This window comes from Mycobacterium sp. IDUB_17 (assembly GCF_055419465.1).
Genome location: NZ_JBVAXS010000003.1, coordinates 415,278 through 438,583, shown reverse-complemented (window position 1 = coordinate 438,583; position 23,306 = coordinate 415,278). Strand labels below are relative to the sequence as shown.

The window sequence follows — 23,306 nt, the reverse complement described above, 5'->3', positions numbered from 1 at the left end:
CGGTGGCGTCACGCTCGTAACGCTGTGGCGGTCTCAGGCGAGATTTTTCGCCGTGACGTTACGAGCTAGATCACCAGCACCGGGGCCCGCTCCAGCGCGAGGCTCACCGCAACGCCGGGCCTGAAGACACGCGCCCGCGAGCTGGGCAGCTGCGCGTGGATCAGTGAACCGTCCGGCAGGCTCAGGTACACATGGGACGTCGGCCCCAGGAACGCGACGGATTCCACCACGGCCGGCCCGTCCGGATCGGCGCGCACCCTGATCGATTCCGGACGCAGCATCGCGGTACCGGCACCCGCACTGATCGACCCGGGCAGGGTCGGCAACTCTGCGCCCAGCAGTCGGGCCCGTCCACCCGCCACCCGCGCGCGGACCTTGTTGTGCAGACCGACGAACTCGGCGACGAACGGGGTCGACGGACGGGCGTAGAGCACGGCCGGAGTTGCGAGCTGCTCAAGTTTGCCGTGACTCATCACCCCGACCCGATCCGCAACGGCCAGGGCCTCCTCCTGGTCGTGGGTGACGAACAGTGTCGTGGTCCCCACTTCCAGCTGCACCCGGCGGATCTCGTCGCGCAGTTGAGAACGCACCTTGGCATCGAGTGCCGACAGCGGCTCATCGAGCAGCAGCACCCTCGGCTCGATCGCCAGGGCCCGGGCCAGCGCCACCCGCTGCTGTTCACCGCCGGACAACTCGCTGGCGAACTTGCCTTTGTGCGCGGCCAGGCCTACCAGATCGAGCATGTCTGCTGCTCGGAACAGCCTGTCCCGCTTGGATTTTCCGCGCATCTTCAATCCGAACGCGACATTGTCCAGCACGGTGAGGTGCGGGAACAGGCTGTAGGCCTGGAACACCATGCCCATGTCCCGCTTGTTGGCCGGCACCGAGCTGATGTCCCGCCCGCCGACCAGCACGGCACCGGAGGTGGCCTCTTCCAACCCGGCCAGGATCCGCATCGCCGTGGTCTTGCCGCACCCCGATGGCCCGAGCAGCGCGACCAACTCGCCCGGCTCGATCGTCAGGCTCAGCCCATCGAGCGCGTTGACGTTGCCATAAGTGCGCGTGAGCTCACGAAGTTGAACCCGCACACCGGCACTCGCACTCACTCTTGGACTCCTAACCTTCTGCGGCGCCCACGGGTGAGGGCCGCCAACACCACCAACAACGCGAATCCGAGCAGCAGGGTGGCCAGCGAGGCCGCCACCGAGGTCGGGCCGTCGCTCTTGCCGATCGCGACGATCTGAACCGGCAGCGTCTGGAAGCCGCTGAGCGAGGCGACGGTGTACTCGCCGAGCACCACCGCGATGGAGATGAACGCGGCGGACAGGATCCCGGACCAGATGTTGGGCACGATCACCCGGCTGATCGTCGACCACCAGCCCGCGCCCAATGATCTGGAGGCCTCCGACAACGTCTGCAGGTCGATGGCGGCCAGCGCGGAATCGATCGACCGGTAGGCGAACGGCAGCACCAGCACCACGTACACGAATGTCAGAGTGAGCGCCGATTCGCCGAGAAGGTAAGTCACCCACAAGTACACGTTGCGCAGCCCCACCACGATCACCAGGGCCGGGATGATCAGCGGCAGTAGGCAGAGAAACTCGACGAACCGCCCGGCCCAGCGGGCCCGCAGCCGCACCCAGATCATCGTCGGCACCAGCAGCGCCAGCATCGCGATGACGGTGAACACCGCGAGCAGCAGCGAGATCAGGATGGCGTGATACAACTCCTCGTCGGCCACCAGATTGCGCCAGGCCGCGGCGGTGCGCCCGCCGGCGATCAGGTTACGGGTGGAGAAATCGGCCATGGCATACAGCGGGAACAGGAAGAACAGGCCGAACAGCACCCACAGAACCGGCCGATACACCCGGTTCATTTGAGCCACCTCGCCGTCCGGCGCACCAGCGCGTTGTAGGCGAACATCACCAGGGCCACCACCACGATCATCTCCAACGCCAGGGCATAGGCGAAGCCGGACTGACCCAGCACGACCTCGCTGGTGAGTGCGGCCCGGATCAGCAGCGGCACGATCGGACTACCTTGGCTGACCAGCGCGGCCGCGGTGGCGTAGGCGGCAAAAGCATTGGCGAACAACAACAGCATCGATCCCAGGAACGCCGGGGCCAGCAGCGGCACGGCGACCTCCCGCAGGTACTGCCACTGTGACGCACCGAGGCTCACCGCGGCCTCGCGCCACTGTTCACGCAATCCCTCGAGGGCGGGAAGGAAGACGATCACCATCAGCGGGATCTGGAAGTAGGTGTAGACCAGGATGAGCCCGGCCAGTCCGTACAGCCAGCCGGAACCGGCCAGGTTCCAGCCGAGGTGTTCCTTGACCCACAACGTCAGCACACCGTTGAGCCCGATGGTGGCCAGGAACGCGAAAGCCAGTGCCACGCCGCCGAACTGAGCCAGCACACTGCACAGCGCCAGGACCCCACGCCGAATCATCGACTCCGGCGGGCTGCTGAAGATCAACCAGGCCAGAAGCGCACCGAGTACCGCGCCGATCAGTGCCGTACTCGCGGACAGCGCAATACTCTTGGCCAGCGCCGCCAGCGCGGTGCCGGAGAACAGCGCGGCGATCCGCTCCAGCGAGAACGATCCGTCGGCGAAGAACGCCATGACGATCACCGTCACCGTGGGCACGATCAGGAACACCGTCACCACGGCCACGAACGGCAGCAATGGCAGGGCGTCACGGATGTCCGCACGCAGTTCCCGGCGAGAAGTCCTAACCGGCATGGGCGACCTCAGCCAATCGCCTTGGCCCAGTTGTCGGCCAGATACTTGTTGGCTGTATCGGTTTGGGCCTGGGTCGCGACGGTCACCGGGCCGTCGATGGGGGGCAACTGACCGAACGCCGCGCGGTCGGCGGTGCCGGCCAGGATCATCTTGTCGGCACGCACCGGGCGCACCCCGCCCTTGGCGTACAGGTTCTGCCCCTCGTCGCTGAACAGGAATTCCTGCCACAGCCGGGCCGCCGCCGGATGCGGCGCGTCCTTGTTGATCGCTTGGAAGTAGTACCCGGCGACCAGGGCCTCGTGGGGAACTATCACCTGCCAGCCGGGGACCTTCTGGCTTTCGGTGCCGTTGAGGTAGTTCCAGTCGATCACCACGGGAGTCTGTCCCGATGCGATCGTGGCCGGCGTCGGGTCCAGCGGCAGGAAGTTGCCCACCTCGTTGAGCTTTGCGAAGAATTCGACCCCGGGGGCTATGTCATCGGCCGATCCGCCCTGGGACACCGCCGCCATCAGCACCCCGGCGAACGCGGCTCCGGCCTGGGTCGGGTCGCCGTTGAGCGCGACCATGCCGTGGTACTCGGGTTTGAGCAGGTCGTCGATGGCCGTGATCGGCGGAACCTTGGTCGAATCGAACCCGATCGACATGAAGCCGCCGTAGTCGTTGACCCAGGTGCCGTCAGGATCCTTGAGCTTCTCCGGGATGTCGTCGAACGTGGCCACCTTGTAGGGAGCGAACATCGACGTATTCGCCAGCGCTACCGACTGCCCCAGGTCGAACACGTCGGGCGCGGTGCTCTTGCCCTTCTGCTGGTTGGCGGCGTTGATCTCTTCCTGACTGGAGCCGTCGGGCAGCGCCGAGTGCACCTCGATGCCGTACTTGTCCGAGAAGGCCTTGATGATGGCGCCGTAATTTGCCCAATCCGGGGGCAACGCAATCACATTGAGCTCACCTTCGGCCTTGGCCGCCTCGATGAGCTTGTCCATTCCGCCGAAGTCGCCGGCCGACCTGGCTTCGGCGACCTTCACCCCGGTATCGGTGTCACCACCGGCTGCGCCCTTCTGCGGCGGTGCGCACGCCGCCAGACCCACCGCGACGAGTGTCGATGCGGCCAGAGCCGCAGATGCTGTCACGATCCGGGACGTGATCATTACGAAACCCTCCATTGGCCACCAAGCGCGCGCACCGGCACCCTATCGCGACCTCAGCGAACGCGAGACTCATCGAAATCCGTTGGACCCGAATCGCACCGCGGGCCGCCCGGCAGTGGACGGTGGCGATACCGGCTGATTAGGGTTGGCGCTCATGACGCCCATCCGCACCAGCCTCACACGTCGGCGGCGTCCGCTCACCACAGCTGCCATCTTCGTGGCCGTCTGCGCCGCAGGTCAGGCGGCGATCGCACCCGCCTCGGCGGCCTTCGACGTGCAGGGATACGAGGCGTGTACCTCGATGACGGCACCCGGTCCCGACCAGAACTTGGACACCGTCGCCACGACCTGCTGCGTCGATAACGCCGGCGTGCCTGCCAACACCACCTACGGCGTGGGCTGCGTCGCGCCCATAGAGAATCCGCCAGAGGACTACCGGCCGACGATCGTCATGCCAAGCCAGCCCTCACCACCGGGTGAGGGTGACGACCTGACCTACGACGAGCTGATGAAGCTGCCACCACTCCCAGATGACGGCGGGCTGCCCGGAGACGTACCGCCGCCCTGAGGCGTTGCCGACGTCATCCACATAGTCTGGAGTGATGGCCGATCTCGATGCCGCAACGCGATTCGCCACGGCACCCTGCGCGGTGCTCGCGACGCTGGGTTCCGACGGCGCGCCGCACCTGGTGCCGGTGGTGTTCGCGGTCCACATGCCTGCCGACGCGCACGCCGCGGCCACCATCTACAGCGCCGTCGACGCCAAACCGAAATCCACTCAACGCCTGCGCCGGCTGGCCAACATCGAGCGGGATTCCAGGGTCAGCCTGCTCGTGGACCACTACACCGACGAGTGGGCGCACCTGTGGTGGGTACGGGCCGACGGGCGGGCCGCGGTCCATCACAGCGGTGATGCGATGGCCACCGGTTACGGGCTCTTACGCGCGAAATACCCACAGTACGAGCGCATCGCGCTCAACGGCCCGGTGATCACCGTCGAGGTCACCCACTGGTCGTCCTGGCAGGTGTGACAGCGCGCCAAGCAGCCGAATTGCTGCTCAGCGGGGTCCCCGACCTGCCTTAACATCATTGATGATGCAACGAGGCAACAGCTGAACGGAGGCCGTCATGGAAGTTGACCCCGAGGTCCTGCGCGCCTTTGCCGGTCAGGTGGATATCGCGTCGGGCCTGATCCGCGAGGCTGACGTCGGCAGCAAGGTCTCCACCGCGGCCGACGGCTTGGACGGATCGACCACGCAGTGGGCAGCGCAGCTCGTCGGCTCACACGTCAAACAGGTGGCCGAGAAAATCGCCACCAGTGTCAACGACATGGGTACCGCGGTGCGCGGCGCGGGCAACAGCTATGAGGTCACCGACGGCGGTCTGGCGGGCAGCTTCGGAAAGATCTTCTGACCCGTGTTGCCCTCGCGTCCCCGTCTCGAACGCTGGAATCCCGACTCTCTGACTCCCGCCGGTGAAGCCATCAAGACTTCCGGTACAGCCGTCGGTGACGCCGTATCCCGGATCAGCTCCAACCTCAAGACCATGCCGGAGACCAAGGCATGGTCAGGTGATGCGCACAACGCGGCCACGTCGATGTTCGACCGGGCGAAGAAACAGACCGACGACTTCTCGAAATACACCACCGCCGTGGGCGATGCGTTCAAAGAGGGTGCTGGCACCATCGGAGGTGCCCGCACCCCACTGCTGAACAAGGCCGACGAGATCGACGCAACCGGCAAATTGCATGTCAGCGATCAATGGGTGGTGTTGATCCACGGCGGTCAGATGACGGTCGAACAGGCTGCCGAGCTGGAGAAGCGTGCTCAGTCCGAGCAGGTCAATGTCAACCTACTGCTGGCGAAGGTGGGTGCGGCCGACGAGAGTGTCGCCGGGAAAGTGACGAGCGCGGCGCAACAGCATGGATTCGAGGTCCCCAACCCGGGCGGCCTGGGCAGTCTGTTTCCCGGAATTCAGAAGCCCGGGGACGAGGTGCCGAACCCGCTGTCAACGGTCGGAATGCTGCAGCAGGGCGTCCTCCGCGACACCGACATGTCGCAAACGGTCCGGGAAACGAAGGTCGAGACCCAGTACAACCCCGCCACCGGAGAGCCGGTCGGGACAACCACGACCAGATACATGATGGACGGCAGCAAGCACGTCCACACTGTCGATGCCAAACCAAATTTCTCAGATCGAGGGCCGCTCACCACCGACGTGCATATCGACAAGAACGGCAACGAGGTTTCCCGGACAACGACGGTCACTTTCGAGGACTGGGCTCAGTACGGTATGGCCGGAAAGACCATCAGCACTACCCAATACGCGAACGGCACTATTGCCGAAGTGACGAAGTGGCCAGACGGCAAGGAAACCGCCTACGTCCGTACGCCGGATGGTCGTCAGGCAGACGTCCCCATCAATCTCATCGACCATCCCATTTTGAGCCCGCTCGGCGCTACCGGGAAATACTTCGGGCCGGGCGTGAGTATTGCCACCTCCTTGTGGGACATCGCTGTGGCAGAGACGAGTTTCCAGAAATGCGTCGCCACAGCTGAGGGTGTCACCTCGGTTACCGCCGGTACGCTCGCGGGCATCGCGGCCTCAGAGACAGGTCCGGCCGCCATCCCGATCGGCCTGGCCGCAGCACTCGGCGGCGAAGCCCTCGGCAACTGGATCGGCAACACCTTCTGTCCTCGATGACGACCTCCGGTTACCTCCGGCTGGCGTTCATCTTCGCAATATTGATAGGCGGCGGCGGTTTCGTCACTGCCTGGGCTGTCATCTGGTTCATCCGCGGCAGCTATTTGACGGCAGCCCTCTGCCTCGGTGCATCGCGGTTGCTCTTCAGCTTGTTGTTTCACCTCTCCTACCCACTGTCAGGGAGAGCCCATCCGAGGGGCGAGTACGGCCCTGAAGGCACTAAAATCCGTCCGCAGAGATATGCCGATCGGATATTCAGCATCGGCCTCCTGATCGGCGTCTTGTCTGCGGGTGCATTTCTCATCTTCGCGCAATTCGACATGGTCGATTTCATTCCATCCAGCACCAACCGACTGATAGTGCCGGCCGGTTTCATTTTCTACGTCATCTACGGCGCGCCGGTCCTCTATCGAATTTTCAAATACCGGGGCGCGAAACATCTACACCTGTATCCGCACGGGGTCGAGGTGTGGGACGGTCAGTGGAATTCATTCGCACGTGGAACGTGGGAAGATGTTCAACAGATCCTGGATCACCCTCTCAAGGGCAAGACATCATTCACCGAACTGATTGTCTTCGTCCTCCCCAAAAAACGCACCGCAAAGCTGGGCTCCGGCACCATCACCGCCAACAGCGACGCGCTCCGCGAGTGGGTGAGGTTCTATTGGCTGCATCCCGACTGCCGCGACGAACTGACCGATGGTCGTGCCCTACAGCGGCTTGAGGGCGAGAAGTTCACCGTCTGATGAATCCGCGATGCGTACCCGGTCTCGACCGGCAGCGGTGGCGCTTGCCGCGCTCGTGCTGCTGACGGCGCCCGGATGTGTTGTTGACGGCGAGCCGGTGCGCAACGAATTGCCCACCGCTACGGAGCTGAGTTTGTCTGAACAGGCCCTGCTGGCGATGCCGGGTTGGAGGATCGGCGCAGCCACACTCGGGTTAGCGTCTCGGCATCAAGCGGTTCGGCATAGCCGGCATCATCGGGCGCATATAGATAGTCGCCATCACCGTCGACCTGCACCCAGTACCGAGTCGAGCCGGAGAGCGACTGCACTGTCCCGATCGCTGCGACATCACTCCCATCCACAACGTGCACGGCCGGACCATCCGGCTCAGCACGTGGAATCGGGAAACCCAGGTCGTCGTACTCGTCGGCCAACTCGGTCGGGGCCGGAAGCCGATCCTCCAAGCCTACGACCGCAATACGCGCATGAGAGCCGGCGCCGACCAAGCCGACCGAATCAGCTGTGGCTGCAGCCAAATCCGCTGGTGATACCGCGTAGAGATCAACAACGTCGATGCCATCAGAGTCACTGTGCTGCACCGCAACAAAGCCCGACTCGGCGGCCCGCAACCCGCTCACACGAAGATCCGGGGCGCCCTCAGCGGAGAAGCTCACCCGGCATCCCACGCAATCATCAGCCCGCACAAAGGCTTCCACCCACGCTCGGACACCAACAAGATCGCCACCGTTGAGGCGATTTTCGATCGCTCCCACTTCTCTGGTGAGAAGCCACACCGACCCAACCGGCCGGCTACGGCCCAGCGGATACGGCAACATGTCACGGCCGTACAGCTCACACGCCGCCTCAAGGTCGACCACCGCAGCTGTGCCGACCAGTTCCAAGGGCACTGTCGTCTCGAGACTCGGCGTATGCGTCATGGACCTCATTCTGACAGCGTGCTGTGCGCTTCCTCGGAATGTTCACCTGCAGCCCGATCGGGCACATCTTGTGTCGTAGGTCACATCAGGGAATGGTGGAGTGCAGGTCCGGCGGGCCGTAGCGGGGCGCCCCGGGGACACCAGGAGGAATGCCATGGCGGACAAGACACACTCAGCCGGCAACGGGGCTGTTCCCACCGCGGACAGTCCCACTGCCATTCGCAACGTGGCGCTCGTCGGCCCGTCGGGTGTGGGCAAGACCACCCTGGTGGAGGCGCTCCTGGTCGCCGCAGGCGTGCTGACCCGGGCGGGTTCGGTGGTCGACGGGTCGACGGTGTGCGATTTCGACGAGGCCGAGATCAGTCAGCAGCGTTCTGTCGGCCTGGCGCTGGCACCGTTGCAGCACAACGGGATCAAGGTCAATCTGATCGACACCCCCGGATACGCCGATTTCGTCGGGGAGCTGCGCGCCGGGCTCCGTGCCGCCGACTGCGCACTGTTCGTCATCGCGGCCAACGAGAACATCGACGAGCCGACGAAGTCGTTGTGGCAGGAATGCGCGGCCGTGGGCATGCCACGTGCCGTCGTCATCACCAAGCTCGACCACGCCCGGGCCAACTACGCCAATGCACTCGCCGGCGCCCAGCGGGCCTTCGGCGACAAGGTGGCGCCCCTGTACTTCCCGGCCGGCGATGGGGTGATCGGGCTGCTCACCCGGACGTACTACTGCTACAACGACGGCACCCGCACCACCCGGCCACCCGACGGCGCCTACGACGATCAGATCGCCGAACTGCGCGGCTCCCTGATCGAGGGAATCATCGAGGAATCCGAGGACGAGTCGCTCATGGAGCGTTACCTCGGCGGCGAGGAGATCGATGAGTCGGTGTTGATCGCCGACCTGGAGAAGGCGGTGGCCCGCGGCTCGTTCTTCCCGGTGATCCCGGTGTGCAGCGGATCCGGGGTCGGCACGCTGGAGCTACTCGAGATCGCCACGCGCGGCTTCCCGTCACCGCCCGAGCATCGCCTACCCGAGGTGTTCGCCGCCAGTGGCGCCGCCCGCAAGCCGATGGCCTGCGATCCGTCCGGGCCGCTGCTGGCCGAGGTGGTGAAGACGACGTCGGATCCCTACGTCGGCAGGGTCAGCCTGGTCCGGGTGTTCTCCGGCACCATCAGGCCCGACGCCACCGTGCATGTGTCGGGCCATTTTTCTGCCTTCGACGACTCGGTGGCAGCCGAGGGCTCGCACGGCCACGCCGACCACGATGAGGACGAGCGCATCGGCACCCTGTCCTTCCCGCTGGGCAAGCAGCAACGCCCGGCCCCGGCGGTGGTGGCCGGGGACATCTGTGCGATCGGCCGGCTCAGCCGGGCCGAGACCGGGGACACCCTCAGCGACAAGGCCGATCCGTTGGTGCTGCGCCCGTGGACGATGCCCGATCCACTGCTGCCCATCGCGGTGCAGCCCCGCGCCAAGACCGACGAGGACAAACTCTCGGTCGGGTTGCAGCGCTTGGCCGCCGAGGATCCGACCCTGCGGATCGAACAGAACCCGGAAACCCACCAGATCGTGCTGTGGTGCATGGGTGAGGCGCATGCCGGGGTGGTGCTCGATGCGCTGTCGCGACGTTATGGGGTGTCGGTGGACACCGTCGAGTTGCGAGTCCCGCTCCGAGAGACGCTCGGCAGCAAGGCAAAAGGACACGGCAGGCACGTCAAGCAGTCCGGTGGGCACGGTCAGTACGCGGTCTGCGATATCGAGGTTGAGCCGCTACCCGAGGGCAGCGGATTCGAGTTCGTCGACAAGGTCGTCGGCGGGGCTGTGCCACGCCAGTTCATCCCGAGCGTCGAGAAGGGCGTGCGGGCCCAGATGGAGAAGGGGATCAGTGACCACGGGGAGGCCGGCTACCCCGTCGTCGACATCCGCGTGACGCTGGTCGACGGCAAGGCGCACAGCGTCGACTCGTCGGATTTCGCGTTCCAGATGGCCGGCGGCCTGGCGCTGCGGGAGGCCGCCGCGGCCGCCGGCGTGAACCTGCTCGAGCCGATCGACGATGTCACCGTGGTGGTACCCGACGATCTGGTCGGCGCGGTGATGAGCGATCTGGCCAGCCGGCGTGGTCGGGTGCTGGGTACCGACCAGGCCGACGAGAACCGAACCCTGGTGAAGGCGGAGATCCCCGAGGTCGAGCTGACCCGGTATGCGATCGACCTGAGGTCGCTGTCCCACGGCGCAGGGGCGTTCACCCGCGCGTTCGCCCGTTACGAGCCCATGCCCGACGCAGCCGCCGCCCGGGTGCGCAAGGCGGTCTAATCAAGCGTGATCGCGTGCTCCGGGCAACCTTCGACCGCCTCGGTGACCGGAGCTCGCAACTCGTCACCCACCTCGGGCGTCAGCGCCTCGGCATAACCGTCGTCGGTCAGGGTGAACACGTCCGGGCACACCGCCACGCAGACGCCGTGCCCACGGCAGCGGTCGTCGTCGACGTGAACCTTCATCGCGGGGTGACCTCGAGGTGCAGCACGGTCAGGCCACGCAGGATGTATGTCGGAACGTAGTCGAACCGGCGGTCTCCCTCGGGGCCGTGTTCGGCTTCTGACAGCCGGATCTGGGTGGTGCGGGCCAGGATTCGCTCCAGGCACACCCGGGCCTCGGCTCGGGCCAGTGGCGCCCCCGGGCAGGAGTGCACGCCGCGGCCGAAGGCGATGTGCCTGCGGGCATTCGGACGGTCGACGTCGAAGGTGTCCGGGTTCTCGAACTGGCGCGGGTCCCGGTTGGCCGCACCGTTGCACACCATCAGCGTGGCCCCGGCCGGCACGTCGACCCCGCCGATCGTGGCGGCGCTGCGTGCCAGCCGGAAGTCGCCCTTGATAGGGCTCTCCCACCGCAACGCCTCCTCGATGAAGTTCGGGATCCTGGCGGGTTCGGCGCGCAGCAGATCCTGCAGTTCCTGGCGTTCGGCAAGCAGTTTGAGCGCGGAACTCAGCAGCCGCACTGTGGTTTCCTGGCCGGCCAGATAGAGGTTGGCGGCCAACCGCACCACGTCGATTACCTCCGGGGTCGACCCGTCCGGGAACTTCGCGGCGGCCATCTCGGTGAGGGTGTCCTCACGCGGGTTCGCCCGGCGCTCGGCGATGTAGGCCGAGAACTTCTCGTACAGGTACTCCAGTGGATTCTGTTGGACGGACTGCTCGGCGGTGCTGCCGATGCCGGCCTGATCGTGCCCACCCATCCGGGCCGCGAACTCGTCGCGGTCGTCCTCTGGGACACCGAGCAGGTCGGCGATCACCAGAAGCGTGAACGGACCGGCGAATTCGGAGATGAACTCGCCGCCACCGCGGGCCAGGTAGGGCTCCAGCGTCTGATCGGCCAGCCGCCACATGAAGTCCTCGTTCTGCTTGAGGCGCTTCGGCGTGATCAGCCCCATCAACAGCGCGCGGTGCTGGGTGTGGGTGGGCGGGTCGAACGTGGTGATCTGGTCGCTCATCGGCAGTTCGTCACGGTGCCGGTCGATGAGGTCGCTGACCTCTTGATCGGAATGTCCCTCCAACGCGACCGGGAATCCGGGAAACGGTCCGGTCACCGAGGTGGCCGAGGAGAAGGTCTCGGGGTCGCCGCATACCGCGACGGCCTCGTCGTAACCGGTCACCATCACCACGTTCTGATGCGGTTCCCGCTGCACCGGACAACGCTCCCGCAGCCCGGCCAGGAATGGATACGGGTCCGGTACGAGGCTCTCGTCGCGAAAAAAGTCCCGGGTATCAGTCATCTCAGCTCCCCAATGAGGCGTAGAACTCGTCGGTGCCCGCGCCGTCCTCGAGTTGGACGTCGAAGGTGTTCAGGGCGAATGCCAGCGTGCTGTAACCGCCGAAGGTGAACATCAGGTCCATCCGCTGCCGGTCGTCGAGGCGCCGGCCAAGGCGCTCCCAGGTCTGCGCGGAGATCCGCGACGTGGCGTGCAACTCGTCCACCGCATCGAGCACGGCCTGGTCGAATTCGTCTGCTGCTGAACCACTTCGGGTCGACTCGACATCAGCTTCGGTCAGTCCGGCCTGCAGGGCCATCGCGCTGTGATGTCCCCACTCGTACACGCACCCGTGGTGGAACGCGGTACGCAGGATCACGAGTTCACGCAGCCGCTCGGGCAGCGTGGAGTCCTTCTGCAGGTAGGTGTTGAACGGCAGGAACGCGCCGGCCAGGACCGGATGGCGGACCAGGGTCGAGAGCGCATTGCCCGCGTTGTCGGGGTTGCGCCGCTCCGGCGGCACCGTGGAGGCCAGCGCCCCGCGCGCCTGATCGTCCCAATCCTCTGCCGGCAACGGCGTAAGCATCCGCACAGTCCTTCCAACATGTCGATCTGCTTTACGATCGACTAGTAATGTACTTTACGATCGTAAAGTAGATCCACTAAGAATGCACACGGGAGGTGAGGGCCGAATGGACCACGCCGACGACGCGGCAGGCACTGGCGCCACCCGCGAGCGGCTCGTCGAAGCCGCCGTCCGGCTGATCACCCGGCACGGCTTCGCCGGCACATCGCTGCAGATGATCGCCGACGAGCTGGGTTTCACCAAGGCCGCGATCTACTACCACTTCCGCACCCGCGAACAGTTGTTGAGCGCGGTCGTCGAGCCGTTCCTGGCCCGGTTGCAGACCGTGATCGAAGACGCCGAGCGCCAGCGCAGCGCGTCCGCCCGTGCGGATCAGATGGTGCGCGGCTACGCCGACCTGGCGGTCCACAACCGCGCCCTGGTGTCGGTTCTGGCCAGCGATCCGAGCGTGAACGAGGCGCTGCGGAACCGGCCGGAATGGGACGGCGTGATCAACCGGCAGATGGCTCTGCTGGCCGATGTCGATCCGGGTCCGGCCGGGACGGTCAAGGCGGCCATGGTGTTCTCCGGCATCGCCGGGGGCGCGGGCGTCGCCGTCGCGGACATCTCCGATGAGGACCTCTCCCACTACCTGGTCGACGCGGCACGCCGCACACTCGGCCTGCGCGCTCCCCGACGCTGACGAAAAGCGTTGCAATCGAAGTGTTTTACCGAAAGGATCGACATGACAGTCAAAACCGCATTGGTGACCGGAGGCGCATCCGGAATCGGCAAGGCGATCGCCGACCGCCTCGCCGCCGACGGGTATCGGGTGGCGACCCTCGACCTCAACTCAACTGACAACGAGCACTCCTACACGGCCGACGTCACCGACCGGTCCCAGGTCGACGCCGTCTTCAAGGCGGTCCGCGAGCAGCTGGGCCCCGTCACGATCCTGGTCAACTCAGCCGGTCTCAGCGATTTCACCCCGTTCACCGAGCTCACCTTCGAACGTTGGCAGAAGGTCATCGACGTCAACCTCCACGGCGTCTTCCACGTCGTGCAGGCCGCCCTGCCCGACATGATCGAGGCCGGCTGGGGACGCATCGTCAACATCTCCTCATCGAGCACGCACTCCGGTGTGCCGTACATGTGCGACTACGTGGCCGCCAAGTCCGGCGTCAACGGCCTGACCAAGTCCTTGGCGCTGGAGTTCGGTCCGGCCGGGATCACCGTCAACGCCGTGCCGCCGGGTTTCATCGACACCCCGATGCTCCGTGCCGCCGAATCCCGGGGCGAGCTCGGCGACATTCGCGACACCATCAAGGCCACGCCGGTGCGCCGAATGGGCAGGCCCGAGGACATTGCTGCCACGTGTTCATTCTTGATCTCAGAAGAAGCCGGCTACATCACCGGCCAGATCGTGGGCGTGAACGGCGGTCGAAATACCTGATCAGGGCCTACCCTTGTGACGGGGCTCACCCGGTACCGGCGGTTTGATATTCGCCGCACCGGGGCCCTGTTAGTTGCACTTGTCTCTGGTTGTTTGGGAAGGTTTGCTCACTTGAGTTTTTGGCTGCGTCAATAAATTCGGAGGTTTGCGCGTGGCCTCATCCACGGCGGCATGGCAGGACCGGTTCAAGCACTGGCGGTACGACCCGCCGTACAAGACCGCGTGCGCGGGGATGGTCATTCTGCTGGTCGCGGTGCTGACGTTGACGTGGATGCAGTTCCGGGGTGCATTCGAGCAAAAGACGCAGCTCACCGTGCTGTCCAATCGTTCGGGCCTGTCGATGGACCCGGGCTCGAAGGTCACCTTCAACGGGGTGCCCATCGGCCGGCTGACCGCCGTGGACGTGGCGGAGGTCGACGGCGAGCCGCAGGCCAAGCTGACCCTGGACGTCAAGCCCCAATACGTGAAGCTGATCCCGGAGAACGTGACCGCCGAGCTGAAGGCCACCACGGTGTTCGGCAACAAGTACATCTCGTTCGTCGCACCGGACAATCCGTCACCGCAGCGGGTCTCCCCGGGCACGCCGATCCGCGCCAAGGGCGTGACGACGGAGTTCAACACCCTGTTCGAGACGATCACCGCGATCTCCGAACAGATCGACCCGATCAAGCTCAACGAAACCCTGACTGCCACCGCCCAGGCCCTCGACGGGCTGGGCGACAAGTTCGGCAAGTCGATCGTCAACGGCAACGACATCCTGGCCGATCTGAACCCGCGCATGCCCCAGATCCGCCGCGACATCTCGGGACTGGCCGACCTGGGCGAGGTCTACGCCAACGCGGCCCCGGATTTGTTCGACGGCCTGGCCAACGCCGTCACCACCGCCCGCACCCTGAACGAGCAGCGCGGAAATCTGGACCAGGCCTTGGTGGCCGCGGTCGGTTTCGGCAACACCGGCGGCGACATCTTCGAGCGCGGCGGCCCGTATCTGGTCCGCGGCGCCCAGGATCTGGTGCCGGTCAGCGCGATGCTGGACCGCAACAGCCCCGCGCTGTACTGCATGATCCACAACTACGCCGAGGCCTCACCGAAGTTCGCCCAGCAGACTCGCAACGGCTATGCGTTCGAGCTGCAGAACTTCGTGGTCGGCGTGGGCAACCCGTGGGTGTACCCGGACAACCTGCCCCGGGTGAACGCCACCGGCGGGCCCGAGGGCCGGCCCGGCTGCTGGCAACCGATCACAAAGGACCTGTGGCCGGCTCCGTATCTGGTGTTGGACGTCGGGGCGTCGGTCGCGCCGTACAACCACTTGGAACTCGGCCAACCTCTCATGACCGAGTACGTGTGGGGCCGCCAGATCGGCGAGAACACGATCAACCCGTAGCGGTTGCCCCTAGCGGTCCTCGCCGGCTATCTGGATGGGCTGTCCGGCCGTCTTGACTTCCAGTTCGGCTTCGAGCGTCTCTTCGTAGGCGCCCTCGTCACGACCCAGCGCAATCGTGGCCGCGGCCATCGCGCCGACCGCCACCGAGAGGGCCACCGGTTCCCAACCGGTGATCGACAGGTGCTCGCCCAGGACGACCGAGCCGAGCACCACCGCCACCACCGGCTCGAGCACCAGCATGGTCGGCACCGAGGTCTGCAGCGATCCGGCGTGGAACGCCGACTGCTGCAGCAGCGTCGCGACCACCCCGAGGATCACGACCAGGTACAGGGCCGGCGTGGTCAGCACAGCGAGCACACCGTCCACGGCGATCGTGTGCATCACGATCTTCGTCAGCACGGCGACCACACCGAACATCACGCCCACGGCGAGTGCCAGCAGGACCGCGCGGCGCCAGTTGGTGCTCCGCGTGGCGGCCAGGACACACAGGCCGACCGCCGCTGCGCACACCACGACGACGGTGACCGTGGTGGCCACGGATACCCCATACGTTCCGGTGCTGGCCCTGGCCAGCGCCACGAACACGGTCAACGCCCCCGTCAGCAGCAGGGCCCAGGCCCATTCCGCGCGGCTGACTTTCCGGTGGGCCAGCCGCGCGCTCAGCGGGAGCGCGAACAGCAGCGCCGACACCAGCACCGGTTGGACGAGCAGCAGTGAGCCGAAACCCAGCGCCAGCGCCTGGAACGCGTACCCGGCGACCGCGGACGCGGTGCCCGCCCACCACAGCCTGCGGCGCAGCAGCGTGCGCAGCATGACTGTGCTGACGCCCTTCTCGGGCGGGACGTCCATGGTGGCGCGCTGCCGCACCACAATGCCGACAGCTGCGAAAACGGCTGCGCACAGGGCGAACAGCACCGCAAGACCGTTGCCGAGCAAGCCTCGTCAACCCCTTTCGGGCCAGTGTGTCGGCCCTCTCTGAGAGGGGAGAAGGCCAGTGCCCTCCAACCGTAGAGCGCTGACGGTTGTCGCGCTGTGCCCGGGGTCAGACGACCTGCAGATGCCGCTTCGGTGGCTCGTCGGAGGAGTCCGCGGGATCGGCCGGCGGGGCGGGAGCGATCTTGTCGTTGACGCTGGCCACCGCCAGGTCGACGCGGTTCACCGCGTTGTCGCACAGGTCGCGGACCCGGCCGCTGGCGGTCTCGACCTCATCGGCGGCACTGCGCAGATAGGCCCTGAGGTTGACCCGCAGCCGCTCACCGGCCCTGCGGGCCCGCAGCCGTACGCGGTCGTCGACCTCGACGGTCACGTATGGCAACAACCGAAATCTCATAGCCCCGCTCCCATCTCCGATTGCTTGGCACACAGTATCCGCGCCCGGCCGTGGTTCGAGCCAGACGTGACCGGCGCCGCATTCCGGCAGTTTATGGCCGGCGGATCACATCGGCAGCTAGCTTCCCGCCCCGTCCCAGTCCGTCAGGGTCCAGCCGTCGGTCGGATTGCCCTTGATGACGACATATCCGGTGTTGTCGAGCGGGTGTTGCATGAGCAGTTGGGAGTTGGGATTGGCGACGTTCATCTGGACCCACAACATGATCGCGGCGCCGTGCGAGTACGCGACGGGGTTGTCGTCGCCGCTGTCGTAGATCTGCTGCACCGCCTCGTCGAACCGGGTGTCGAACTCGTTGCCGTCGATCGATCCGGGTATCCGGGCATTCCGGTCGCCACGCAGCCACTGCTCGGGCGCGGAGAAGTAGGTGTCCATCGCGCTCGCCTCGGGCTGGCCCTCGTAGATGCCTGCCTCGACCTCGTGGAGCCCGGGCAGCACGGTGATCGGCTCGTGGAGGGTGTCGGCCATGGGTTGGGCGGTCTGCTGGGTCCGGATCATGGTCGAGGCGAAGATGCCGTCGTAATGGTTGGGCGCCAGGCGTTGCGCGCTGGCGACGGCCTGTGTCCGGCCCAGGTCCGTGAGCGACGGACCGGGCGTTGAGCTGTCGACGAGCCCCGAGGCATTGCCCGCCGACTGGGCGTGCCGGACGAAGGTCAGCGTGATGGAGCGGTACCCGCCCGCGGCCGCGCTCGGGGCCAACAGCGTGGTGAGGACAAGGACGATTGCGGCCAGAAACGGGAGCGCTCGTAGTTTTCGCACACCGGCCATATTCCACCCTCGGGCGTAGGTTCGTCAGCGTGACTACCCTCAACGAAGACAGGGTCGCCGGCGCGCTGGATCGGATGTACGCCGCGGCCGATCAACAGTTTGCGAAATTGCGCGAAGACGGCTCTCGTCGATTCGCTGATCTGTCCGATGCCACCGCGCAGGAACGCGCGGATGCGCTCAGTGACATCTACATGCCGGTGACGCGGGAGGCCGGCCGGTTGTTGTACTCCCTGGTTCGGGCGACCAAGCCGGCGATCGTGGTCGAGTTCGGGATGTCCTTCGGGCTCTCGGCCCTTCACCTGGCATCCGCCGTGCGCGACAACGGTTCTGGGCGGGTTTTCACCACCGAGCTCAGCGCCGCCAAGATCGCGGCGGCCAAGCGGACGTTCGCCGAGACGGGCCTCGACGACGTCATCACCGTGCTCGAAGGTGATGCGTTGGAGACGCTGAAGTCGGTGACCGGCGACATCGGTTTCGTCCTTCTCGACGGTTGGAAGGAGCTTTATCTCCCGGTGCTCCAACTCCTGGAGCCCCAGCTGACCACGGGTGCGCTGGTGGTCGCGGACAACACGTCGATGGCGGACACCCAGCCGTATCTGGATCGTGTCCGCGATCCGTCGAACGGGTACGTCAGCGTCAACTTCCTGGCGCGCGACAGCGACAGCATGGAGCTGAGCTGCCGCGCCTAGCGGACATCGCACGGCTACGGTGCTGACATGGTGGATTTCGCCCTGCGGTCGTGCGGGCTGCGTGGGCATGCGACATTCGCCCCCGATGAACCGGAGCTACGAGAGCGGTTGCGGGTAGAAACCCCGGTCGGGGAGGCCTGGCGCTGCCTGCGCTGCGAGACGTTCGTCGTCGGCTCGCCGCGCGGTCACGGGCCCGCTGACACCGCACCGGAGATCCCGCGCGGGCGGCTGCTGCGCGACCGCACCATCATGCGACTGCTGGCCACCGAGCGGGCGGTGCGCGGGATCGTGTTCACGCTGCTGGCGGTGGGCATCCTCAAGGTCCGTGCGTCCCGCAGCCAGCTGCAGGACGCATTCGAGAAGGACATCCCGCTGATGCGTCCGCTGGCCGACCAAATCGGTTGGAACATCGATGATTCCAAGATCGTGCGGCACATCGGTGAGGCCTTCACGTTGTCGTCCACCACCTTGCTGTGGATCGCCGTCGGGGTGGCCGCCTATGCCCTCATCGAGTTCACCGAGGCCGTCGGGCTGTGGCTGATGAAACGGTGGGGCGAGTACTTCGCGGTGATCGCCACCGGCGTCTTCCTACCGCTGGAGATCTACGAGTTGACCGAGAAGGTGACCGTCCTGCGCCTCGGTGCGCTGGTGATCAACCTCGCCGCGGTGATCTGGTTGCTCTGGAGCAAGCGGCTTTTCGGGATCAACGGCGGCGGTGCGGCGTACCGCGCCGAGCATCACACCGAGAGCCTGCTCAGTGTCGAGCGGGCCGGGTTGGCTGCTCCAGGTGTTCCTCACGGGCGCGATTCCGGTACGCCGACGGAGTCTCACCGCAGAACTGACTGAAGCACCGGGTGAACGAGCTGAGGTTCTCGAATCCCACCGCCGTCGCGGTGGCCTGCACCGATTGATCCGGCCCGGCCAGCAAGGCCATGGCCCGCAGCATCCGGGCATGCAGAAGGTATGTCCGCCAAGAGATTCCGATGGTCTCGGTGAACAGGCGCCGCAGCGTCCGCTCCGACACCGCAACGGCCCGGCTGACGTCCTCGGCCGTCACCGAGGCGAGGTGGTCCTTCGTGTAGGCCAGTGCGGCCGCCACGATCGGGTGCTCGGTGGTCGGCAGGCTCAGCGGGGCCTCGTGATCGAGCGCGTCGGCGACGAGGTTGGCCAGGGTCCGGAAGAAGGTGTCGGACGTGTCGTCGCCGTGGGCACGGTCGACCGGCCAGCGCAATCCGTAGATCATCATCTCGCGGATCAGCGGCGAGACCGCGATGATCCTGGCCCGGTCCCCCGGATCGGCGATCAACTGCGTATCGAACATCACCGCGACGGTCTTGACGTCGGGGTTCATCACCGCCTGATGCTGCAGGCCGGCCGGAATCCAGGCGGCCTGCTGCGGCGGCAGCAGATAGTGCGCGGCGTCGGTCTCCACCTCGACGACGCCGTGCAGTGCGTATTCGATCTGGTGCACCTCGTGGGAGTGCCAGCCGGTGATCAGGCCATCGCCCTCGTAGAGGTAGCTGCCGGCCAGCGCATGACCGCCCCGGCGCAACTCGATGACCGGCCTGGACATGTTGGCCGATTGAGTCAAACCTCTGTCCGAAAGTGCAGAGACGGTCACGCCTCCCGAGGGTACTAGTTAGATATGCAGACCGACGACCTGATCCTGATCAGCATCGACGACCACGTCGTCGAGCCGCCCGACATGTTCCTCAACCACGTGCCGGCCAAGTACAAGCCGGAGGCACCCATCGTGGTGACCGACGACAAGGGCGTCGACCAGTGGATGTATCAGGGACGGCCGCAGGGCGTGTCCGGTCTGAATGCCGTGGTGTCCTGGCCGGCCGAAGAGTGGGGACGTGATCCGGCCGGGTTCGCCGAGATGCGCCCCGGCGTGTACGACGTGCACGAGCGCGTCCGCGACATGAACCGCAACGGCATCCTGGCGTCGATGTGCTTCCCGACCTTCACCGGGTTCTCCGCCCGGCACCTCAACATGACCCGTGAAGACGTCACGCTGGTGATGGTGTCGGCCTACAACGACTGGCACATCGACGAGTGGGCGGGCAGTTACCCGGATCGGTTCATCCCGATCGCGATCCTGCCGACGTGGACTCCCGAGGGGATGTGCGCCGAGATCCGCCGCGTGGCCGCCAAGGGCTGCCGCGCGGTGACGATGCCCGAACTGCCACACCTCGAGGGTCTGCCGAGTTACCACGACGAGGACTACTGGGGCCCGGTCTTCCGGACGCTCTCGGAGGAGAACGTGGTGATGTGCCTGCACATCGGCACGGGTTTCGGCGCGATCAGCATGGCCCCCAACGCCCCCATCGACAACCTGATCATCCTGGCCACCCAGGTCTCGGCGATGTGTGCCCAGGACCTGCTGTGGGGACCGGCGATGCGCAACTACCCCGACCTCAAGTTCGCCTTCTCCGAAGGCGGAATCGGTTGGATTCCTTTCTATCTGGACCGCAGCGACCGGCACTACACCAACCAGAAGTGGCTGCGCCGCGACTTCGGCGACAAGCTGCCCTCCGACGTGTTCCGCGAGCACTCGCTGGCCTGCTACGTCACCGACAAGACCTCGCTGAAGCTGCGCCACGAGATCGGCATCGACAACATCGCCTGGGAGTGCGATTACCCGCACTCGGACTGCTTCTGGCCCGACGCACCCGAGCAGGTGCTGGCGGAGTTGAATGCCGCCGGCGCAAGCGATTCCGACATCAACAAGATCACCTGGGAGAACTCGGCGCGGTTCTTCAGCTGGGATCCGTTCCAGCACACCGCGCGTGATCAGGCCTCCGTCGGCGCACTGCGCGCCAAGGCCACCGACGTCGACACCTCGATCCGGCCACGGGCCGAATGGGCGCGGCTGTACGAGCAGAAGCAGCTCACGAAGGCCTGACAATGTGTCGTTGAGGGCTTACGCGCGCCGGGTGACCGCCCGCGCCTTCGCGTTCACCGACGTGAATGCCTCAACGATGTCCACCTCCCCGACCGGGAGGTGGACCGCGGCAACAGCCTGGGTCTTGAACGCCAGTGCTGCCGCGCTCAGGGTGTGCCCGAACATCTGAGTGGCGTCCGGTGATTCACCCCAGACCAGAACCTCGACCAATCCGGCCGGGAACTGCCGGCTGTCAGCCGAGATCACGCGGTCGTACGAATCGGCACCCATGACCAGGACGAACTGCTCACCGTCGGCGCCGGCCGATGGTTCCATCTCATCGACCAACTCGGCACCCAGGATCTGCACCGACCGGTCAGCCCCGGACGTGGCTTCCCGCAGGAGCTGCACGCTGACCCGCCAGCCGCTCATCATCCGGTCGACGATCAGTCCCCCGGCGTTCGCCGCCAGTTCCGCGGCATCACTGGCTATCACGTGCATGCGGTATGTCACGGCGCCACTGCCCTTTTCACTCTTCATCGCGCTGCCCGCGCCGAGAATAAGTCGAAAACCACCTGCGACGTCGTCAACATGGCCTCCCGCCGGATAGGCAAACTTGCCCCGCTCATCACTCCGGGACGCCCAACTGTAATGGTTACAGTAGGTTCGTTTCAACTATCCGATCGGCTAGTACCCAGCTAGCGTGCGGGTGGCACCAGTGAGATCAGTTCACCGGACGCGGGCAGTGCCTGCACCAACGTGGACCCGACTGCCCACATCGGTCCCGGTTCGGGGATCTTCCACAGCACTGCGCAGGTATCGAGATCGACCGCGACCGTCGGCGCGTCGTCTTTGTCGACGCCCGCTTGCGGCGCGACCACGACCGTTCCATCGGAACCGACGTACCCGTCCTCCTCCACCGGAAGACCGGTACAAGACGACACCCGATTGCCGCTGCGCAGATCGAACTTCTGCCATGTTGTCGATCTGTCGCCGGTGCTCCAGTTGTTGTCGGTGAGGTACATGCTGCCGCCGAGGAACCCGATCGAATTCGGCGTGACTTCCTGGTCGACGTGTACCGCCGTCATCGGTGTACCGCGACTGTCCAGCACCAGCATCTGATCGCTCAGTGACAGTGACAACACCGGAAGCTCGGCACCGTGCAGGCCGGAACTCAACAGCTCGGGGCTGCCGGTCTGGTTGTCATAGCGGCCCACCCGATTCCCGCTGTCATCGAAGAACGCGAACGTCGTCGGGCTACGACGGGCAGCCTTGTTTTGACGTTCCTGCTCCGCGAACCCACCGACCACCGGCAGCAACTTGCCGCCGGACTTCCTGAGCACCTTGCCGTCGACGGCCGAGAACACCGCACTGCGGTCCTTGTCGATCTTGGCCACTCCGATGTCGCTCGGCGGCATACCTGGCTGCCGTTTCAACATGGTCATGTCGCCTGCAACTGCCTTGACCGTCCAGGTGAACCGACCTTGATCGTCGATACCGTGCCAGCCGGTCTCCGGTTCGTAGGCCACTGCGTAGGAGCCGATCTGCACGACTCTGGCCTTGTCACCGAGACTGCTGGTGTCGAACTGCAGCGTGCTCGCCGTACGTGAGAGGACAGCACCGGTCTGCGCGTCCAGCACCCAGGCCTCACCCGGCGCCTCGCCGTAGTCCTTGTTGAGACACAGCACCCTGGTGACGCCGTTGAGAAGGCAGGTGACCATTACCGGGTTGTCGATCCGCACCGGGGCGAATGACGGGACTCCTTGCGCCACATCAACACCCAGTAGCCACGCGCGGCGCACACCGGTGGTCCGCTCCGTACCGGCCACGGTGAAATAGGCACGCGTGCCGACATCACCGACGTGTTCAACGCGTGGCCGGGTGACATCAGCGAGCACGGTCTTGAGGTTCATGCGCCAGCCCGGCACCGGCTGCTGACGCAGCGACGGCAACAACACCTGGCCGGGCACCCCGACGTCGCCGGCATAGCTGACCGGCGCCAGCTCCCGCGTCGGGTCCTCACTGGCCAAACTGGTGAAGAGCCACACCAACCCGGCGGACCAGGCCGCGACGAAAACCAGGATAAGCCAGTGCCACCAGCGCATTTGGTGCAGCCATTCGCGAAATCCAGGCTGGGAATCATCCACCCACCGACCCTAGCAATGCGC

General features: G+C 65.7%; 26 protein-coding genes. 12 read left to right on the top strand and 14 right to left on the bottom strand.

What is annotated here, in order from left to right:
* Window positions 1–65: 65 nt before the first annotated feature.
* Genes ACZYZ7_RS15085 through ACZYZ7_RS15070 form a run of 4 tightly spaced genes read right to left on the bottom strand, consistent with a single transcriptional unit; the run spans window position 66 to window position 3,893 of the window.
* Complete coding sequence (locus tag ACZYZ7_RS15085) at window positions 66–1,106, bottom strand: ABC transporter ATP-binding protein (protein ID WP_135459517.1); 1,041 nt, start codon at window positions 1,104–1,106, stop codon at window positions 66–68.
* Window positions 1,103–1,876: an ABC transporter permease gene (locus ACZYZ7_RS15080; protein ID WP_135459518.1), complete on the bottom strand. Its 774-nt coding sequence runs from the start codon at window positions 1,874–1,876 to the stop codon at window positions 1,103–1,105. Before ACZYZ7_RS15080 ends, ACZYZ7_RS15085 begins: the two co-directional genes overlap by 4 nt.
* Complete coding sequence (locus ACZYZ7_RS15075) at window positions 1,873–2,745, bottom strand: ABC transporter permease (RefSeq protein ID WP_135459519.1); 873 nt, start codon at window positions 2,743–2,745, stop codon at window positions 1,873–1,875. The genes ACZYZ7_RS15080 and ACZYZ7_RS15075 overlap by 4 nt, the downstream gene beginning before the upstream one ends.
* A gap of 8 nt (window positions 2,746–2,753) precedes the next feature.
* Window positions 2,754–3,893, bottom strand: a complete 1,140-nt coding sequence (locus tag ACZYZ7_RS15070; RefSeq protein WP_135459520.1) for an ABC transporter substrate-binding protein — start codon at window positions 3,891–3,893, stop codon at window positions 2,754–2,756.
* A gap of 154 nt (window positions 3,894–4,047) precedes the next feature.
* On the opposite strand from ACZYZ7_RS15070, the gene ACZYZ7_RS15065 reads away from it, so the two are divergent.
* The 5 genes from ACZYZ7_RS15065 (at window position 4,048) to ACZYZ7_RS15045 (ending at window position 7,342) form a co-directional block, all read left to right on the top strand.
* Complete coding sequence (locus ACZYZ7_RS15065) at window positions 4,048–4,461, top strand: hypothetical protein (RefSeq protein WP_463741243.1); 414 nt, start codon at window positions 4,048–4,050, stop codon at window positions 4,459–4,461.
* Between the two features lie 34 nt (window positions 4,462–4,495).
* Window positions 4,496–4,924, top strand: coding sequence for a TIGR03668 family PPOX class F420-dependent oxidoreductase (locus ACZYZ7_RS15060; protein ID WP_135459522.1), 429 nt, complete (start codon window positions 4,496–4,498; stop codon window positions 4,922–4,924).
* Window positions 4,925–5,021: 97 nt separating this feature from the next.
* Complete coding sequence (locus ACZYZ7_RS15055) at window positions 5,022–5,306, top strand: WXG100 family type VII secretion target (RefSeq protein WP_463741242.1); 285 nt, start codon at window positions 5,022–5,024, stop codon at window positions 5,304–5,306.
* Window positions 5,307–5,438: 132 nt separating this feature from the next.
* Window positions 5,439–6,596: a hypothetical protein gene (locus ACZYZ7_RS15050; protein WP_463741241.1), complete on the top strand. Its 1,158-nt coding sequence runs from the start codon at window positions 5,439–5,441 to the stop codon at window positions 6,594–6,596.
* Entirely contained in the window at window positions 6,593–7,342 is a 750-nt protein-coding gene (locus ACZYZ7_RS15045) for a hypothetical protein (RefSeq protein ID WP_463741240.1), read from the top strand. Before ACZYZ7_RS15050 ends, ACZYZ7_RS15045 begins: the two co-directional genes overlap by 4 nt.
* 119 nt (window positions 7,343–7,461) lie before the next feature.
* On the opposite strand, the gene ACZYZ7_RS15040 is transcribed toward ACZYZ7_RS15045, so the two are convergent.
* Entirely contained in the window at window positions 7,462–8,229 is a 768-nt protein-coding gene (locus ACZYZ7_RS15040) for a hypothetical protein (protein WP_463741418.1), read from the bottom strand.
* Window positions 8,230–8,413: 184 nt separating this feature from the next.
* Between ACZYZ7_RS15040 and ACZYZ7_RS15035 the strand changes: the two genes are divergently transcribed.
* A complete protein-coding gene (locus ACZYZ7_RS15035) occupies window positions 8,414–10,573 on the top strand; it encodes an elongation factor G-like protein EF-G2 (protein WP_463741239.1) in 2,160 nt (719 codons plus the stop codon).
* On the opposite strand, the gene ACZYZ7_RS15030 is transcribed toward ACZYZ7_RS15035, so the two are convergent.
* Genes ACZYZ7_RS15030 through ACZYZ7_RS15020 form a run of 3 tightly spaced genes read right to left on the bottom strand, consistent with a single transcriptional unit; the run spans window position 10,570 to window position 12,591 of the window.
* Window positions 10,570–10,758 (bottom strand): ferredoxin, encoded by a 189-nt coding sequence (locus tag ACZYZ7_RS15030; RefSeq protein ID WP_450071525.1) that lies wholly within the window; start codon window positions 10,756–10,758, stop codon window positions 10,570–10,572. The genes ACZYZ7_RS15035 and ACZYZ7_RS15030 overlap by 4 nt on opposite strands.
* Window positions 10,755–12,029 carry a cytochrome P450 gene (locus ACZYZ7_RS15025; protein ID WP_450071526.1) on the bottom strand — a complete coding sequence of 425 codons (1,275 nt, stop codon included), beginning with the start codon at window positions 12,027–12,029 and terminating at the stop codon, window positions 10,755–10,757. The genes ACZYZ7_RS15030 and ACZYZ7_RS15025 overlap by 4 nt, the downstream gene beginning before the upstream one ends.
* A gap of 1 nt (window position 12,030) precedes the next feature.
* The gene (locus ACZYZ7_RS15020) at window positions 12,031–12,591 is read right to left on the bottom strand and encodes a carboxymuconolactone decarboxylase family protein (protein WP_450071527.1); all 561 of its coding nucleotides are present in this window, start codon (window positions 12,589–12,591) and stop codon (window positions 12,031–12,033) included.
* Window positions 12,592–12,697: 106 nt separating this feature from the next.
* Between ACZYZ7_RS15020 and ACZYZ7_RS15015 the strand changes: the two genes are divergently transcribed.
* The 3 genes from ACZYZ7_RS15015 (at window position 12,698) to ACZYZ7_RS15005 (ending at window position 15,407) form a co-directional block, all read left to right on the top strand.
* Complete coding sequence (locus tag ACZYZ7_RS15015) at window positions 12,698–13,273, top strand: TetR/AcrR family transcriptional regulator (protein WP_450071528.1); 576 nt, start codon at window positions 12,698–12,700, stop codon at window positions 13,271–13,273.
* A gap of 42 nt (window positions 13,274–13,315) precedes the next feature.
* The gene (locus ACZYZ7_RS15010; RefSeq protein WP_450071529.1) at window positions 13,316–14,023 is read left to right on the top strand and encodes an SDR family NAD(P)-dependent oxidoreductase; all 708 of its coding nucleotides are present in this window, start codon (window positions 13,316–13,318) and stop codon (window positions 14,021–14,023) included.
* A 232-nt stretch (window positions 14,024–14,255) separates the two neighbouring features.
* Window positions 14,256–15,407 (top strand): MCE family protein, encoded by a 1,152-nt coding sequence (locus tag ACZYZ7_RS15005; RefSeq protein WP_135460346.1) that lies wholly within the window; start codon window positions 14,256–14,258, stop codon window positions 15,405–15,407.
* Window positions 15,408–15,416: 9 nt separating this feature from the next.
* Here ACZYZ7_RS15005 and ACZYZ7_RS15000 read toward each other — a convergent pair whose 3' ends face one another.
* The 3 genes from ACZYZ7_RS15000 to ACZYZ7_RS14990 all read right to left on the bottom strand — a co-directional run bounded on the left by ACZYZ7_RS15000 (window position 15,417) and on the right by ACZYZ7_RS14990 (window position 17,562).
* On the bottom strand, window positions 15,417–16,343 hold the full coding sequence (locus ACZYZ7_RS15000; RefSeq protein WP_450071530.1) for a DMT family transporter: 927 nt from the start codon (window positions 16,341–16,343) through the stop codon (window positions 15,417–15,419).
* Window positions 16,344–16,449: 106 nt separating this feature from the next.
* Window positions 16,450–16,737, bottom strand: a complete 288-nt coding sequence (locus ACZYZ7_RS14995; RefSeq protein WP_450071531.1) for a hypothetical protein — start codon at window positions 16,735–16,737, stop codon at window positions 16,450–16,452.
* A gap of 117 nt (window positions 16,738–16,854) precedes the next feature.
* Window positions 16,855–17,562 (bottom strand): histidine phosphatase family protein, encoded by a 708-nt coding sequence (locus ACZYZ7_RS14990; RefSeq protein WP_135459534.1) that lies wholly within the window; start codon window positions 17,560–17,562, stop codon window positions 16,855–16,857.
* A gap of 74 nt (window positions 17,563–17,636) precedes the next feature.
* On the opposite strand from ACZYZ7_RS14990, the gene ACZYZ7_RS14985 reads away from it, so the two are divergent.
* Window positions 17,637–18,251 (top strand): O-methyltransferase, encoded by a 615-nt coding sequence (locus ACZYZ7_RS14985; protein ID WP_450071595.1) that lies wholly within the window; start codon window positions 17,637–17,639, stop codon window positions 18,249–18,251.
* 27 nt (window positions 18,252–18,278) lie between these two features.
* Complete coding sequence (locus ACZYZ7_RS14980; RefSeq protein ID WP_450071532.1) at window positions 18,279–19,097, top strand: DUF2127 domain-containing protein; 819 nt, start codon at window positions 18,279–18,281, stop codon at window positions 19,095–19,097.
* Here ACZYZ7_RS14980 and ACZYZ7_RS14975 read toward each other — a convergent pair.
* Window positions 19,006–19,824 carry an AraC family transcriptional regulator gene (locus ACZYZ7_RS14975; protein WP_450071533.1) on the bottom strand — a complete coding sequence of 273 codons (819 nt, stop codon included), beginning with the start codon at window positions 19,822–19,824 and terminating at the stop codon, window positions 19,006–19,008. The two genes, ACZYZ7_RS14980 and ACZYZ7_RS14975, sit on opposite strands and share 92 nt — an antisense overlap.
* A gap of 72 nt (window positions 19,825–19,896) precedes the next feature.
* Between ACZYZ7_RS14975 and ACZYZ7_RS14970 the strand changes: the two genes are divergently transcribed.
* Window positions 19,897–21,159 carry an amidohydrolase family protein gene (locus ACZYZ7_RS14970; protein WP_450071534.1) on the top strand — a complete coding sequence of 421 codons (1,263 nt, stop codon included), beginning with the start codon at window positions 19,897–19,899 and terminating at the stop codon, window positions 21,157–21,159.
* Between the two features lie 18 nt (window positions 21,160–21,177).
* Here the strand turns inward: ACZYZ7_RS14970 and ACZYZ7_RS14965 are convergent, their stop codons facing one another.
* Window positions 21,178–21,678 carry a hypothetical protein gene (locus ACZYZ7_RS14965; protein WP_450071535.1) on the bottom strand — a complete coding sequence of 167 codons (501 nt, stop codon included), beginning with the start codon at window positions 21,676–21,678 and terminating at the stop codon, window positions 21,178–21,180.
* Between the two features lie 158 nt (window positions 21,679–21,836).
* A complete protein-coding gene (locus ACZYZ7_RS14960) occupies window positions 21,837–23,285 on the bottom strand; it encodes a hypothetical protein (protein WP_450071536.1) in 1,449 nt (482 codons plus the stop codon).
* Window positions 23,286–23,306: the final 21 nt, after the last annotated feature.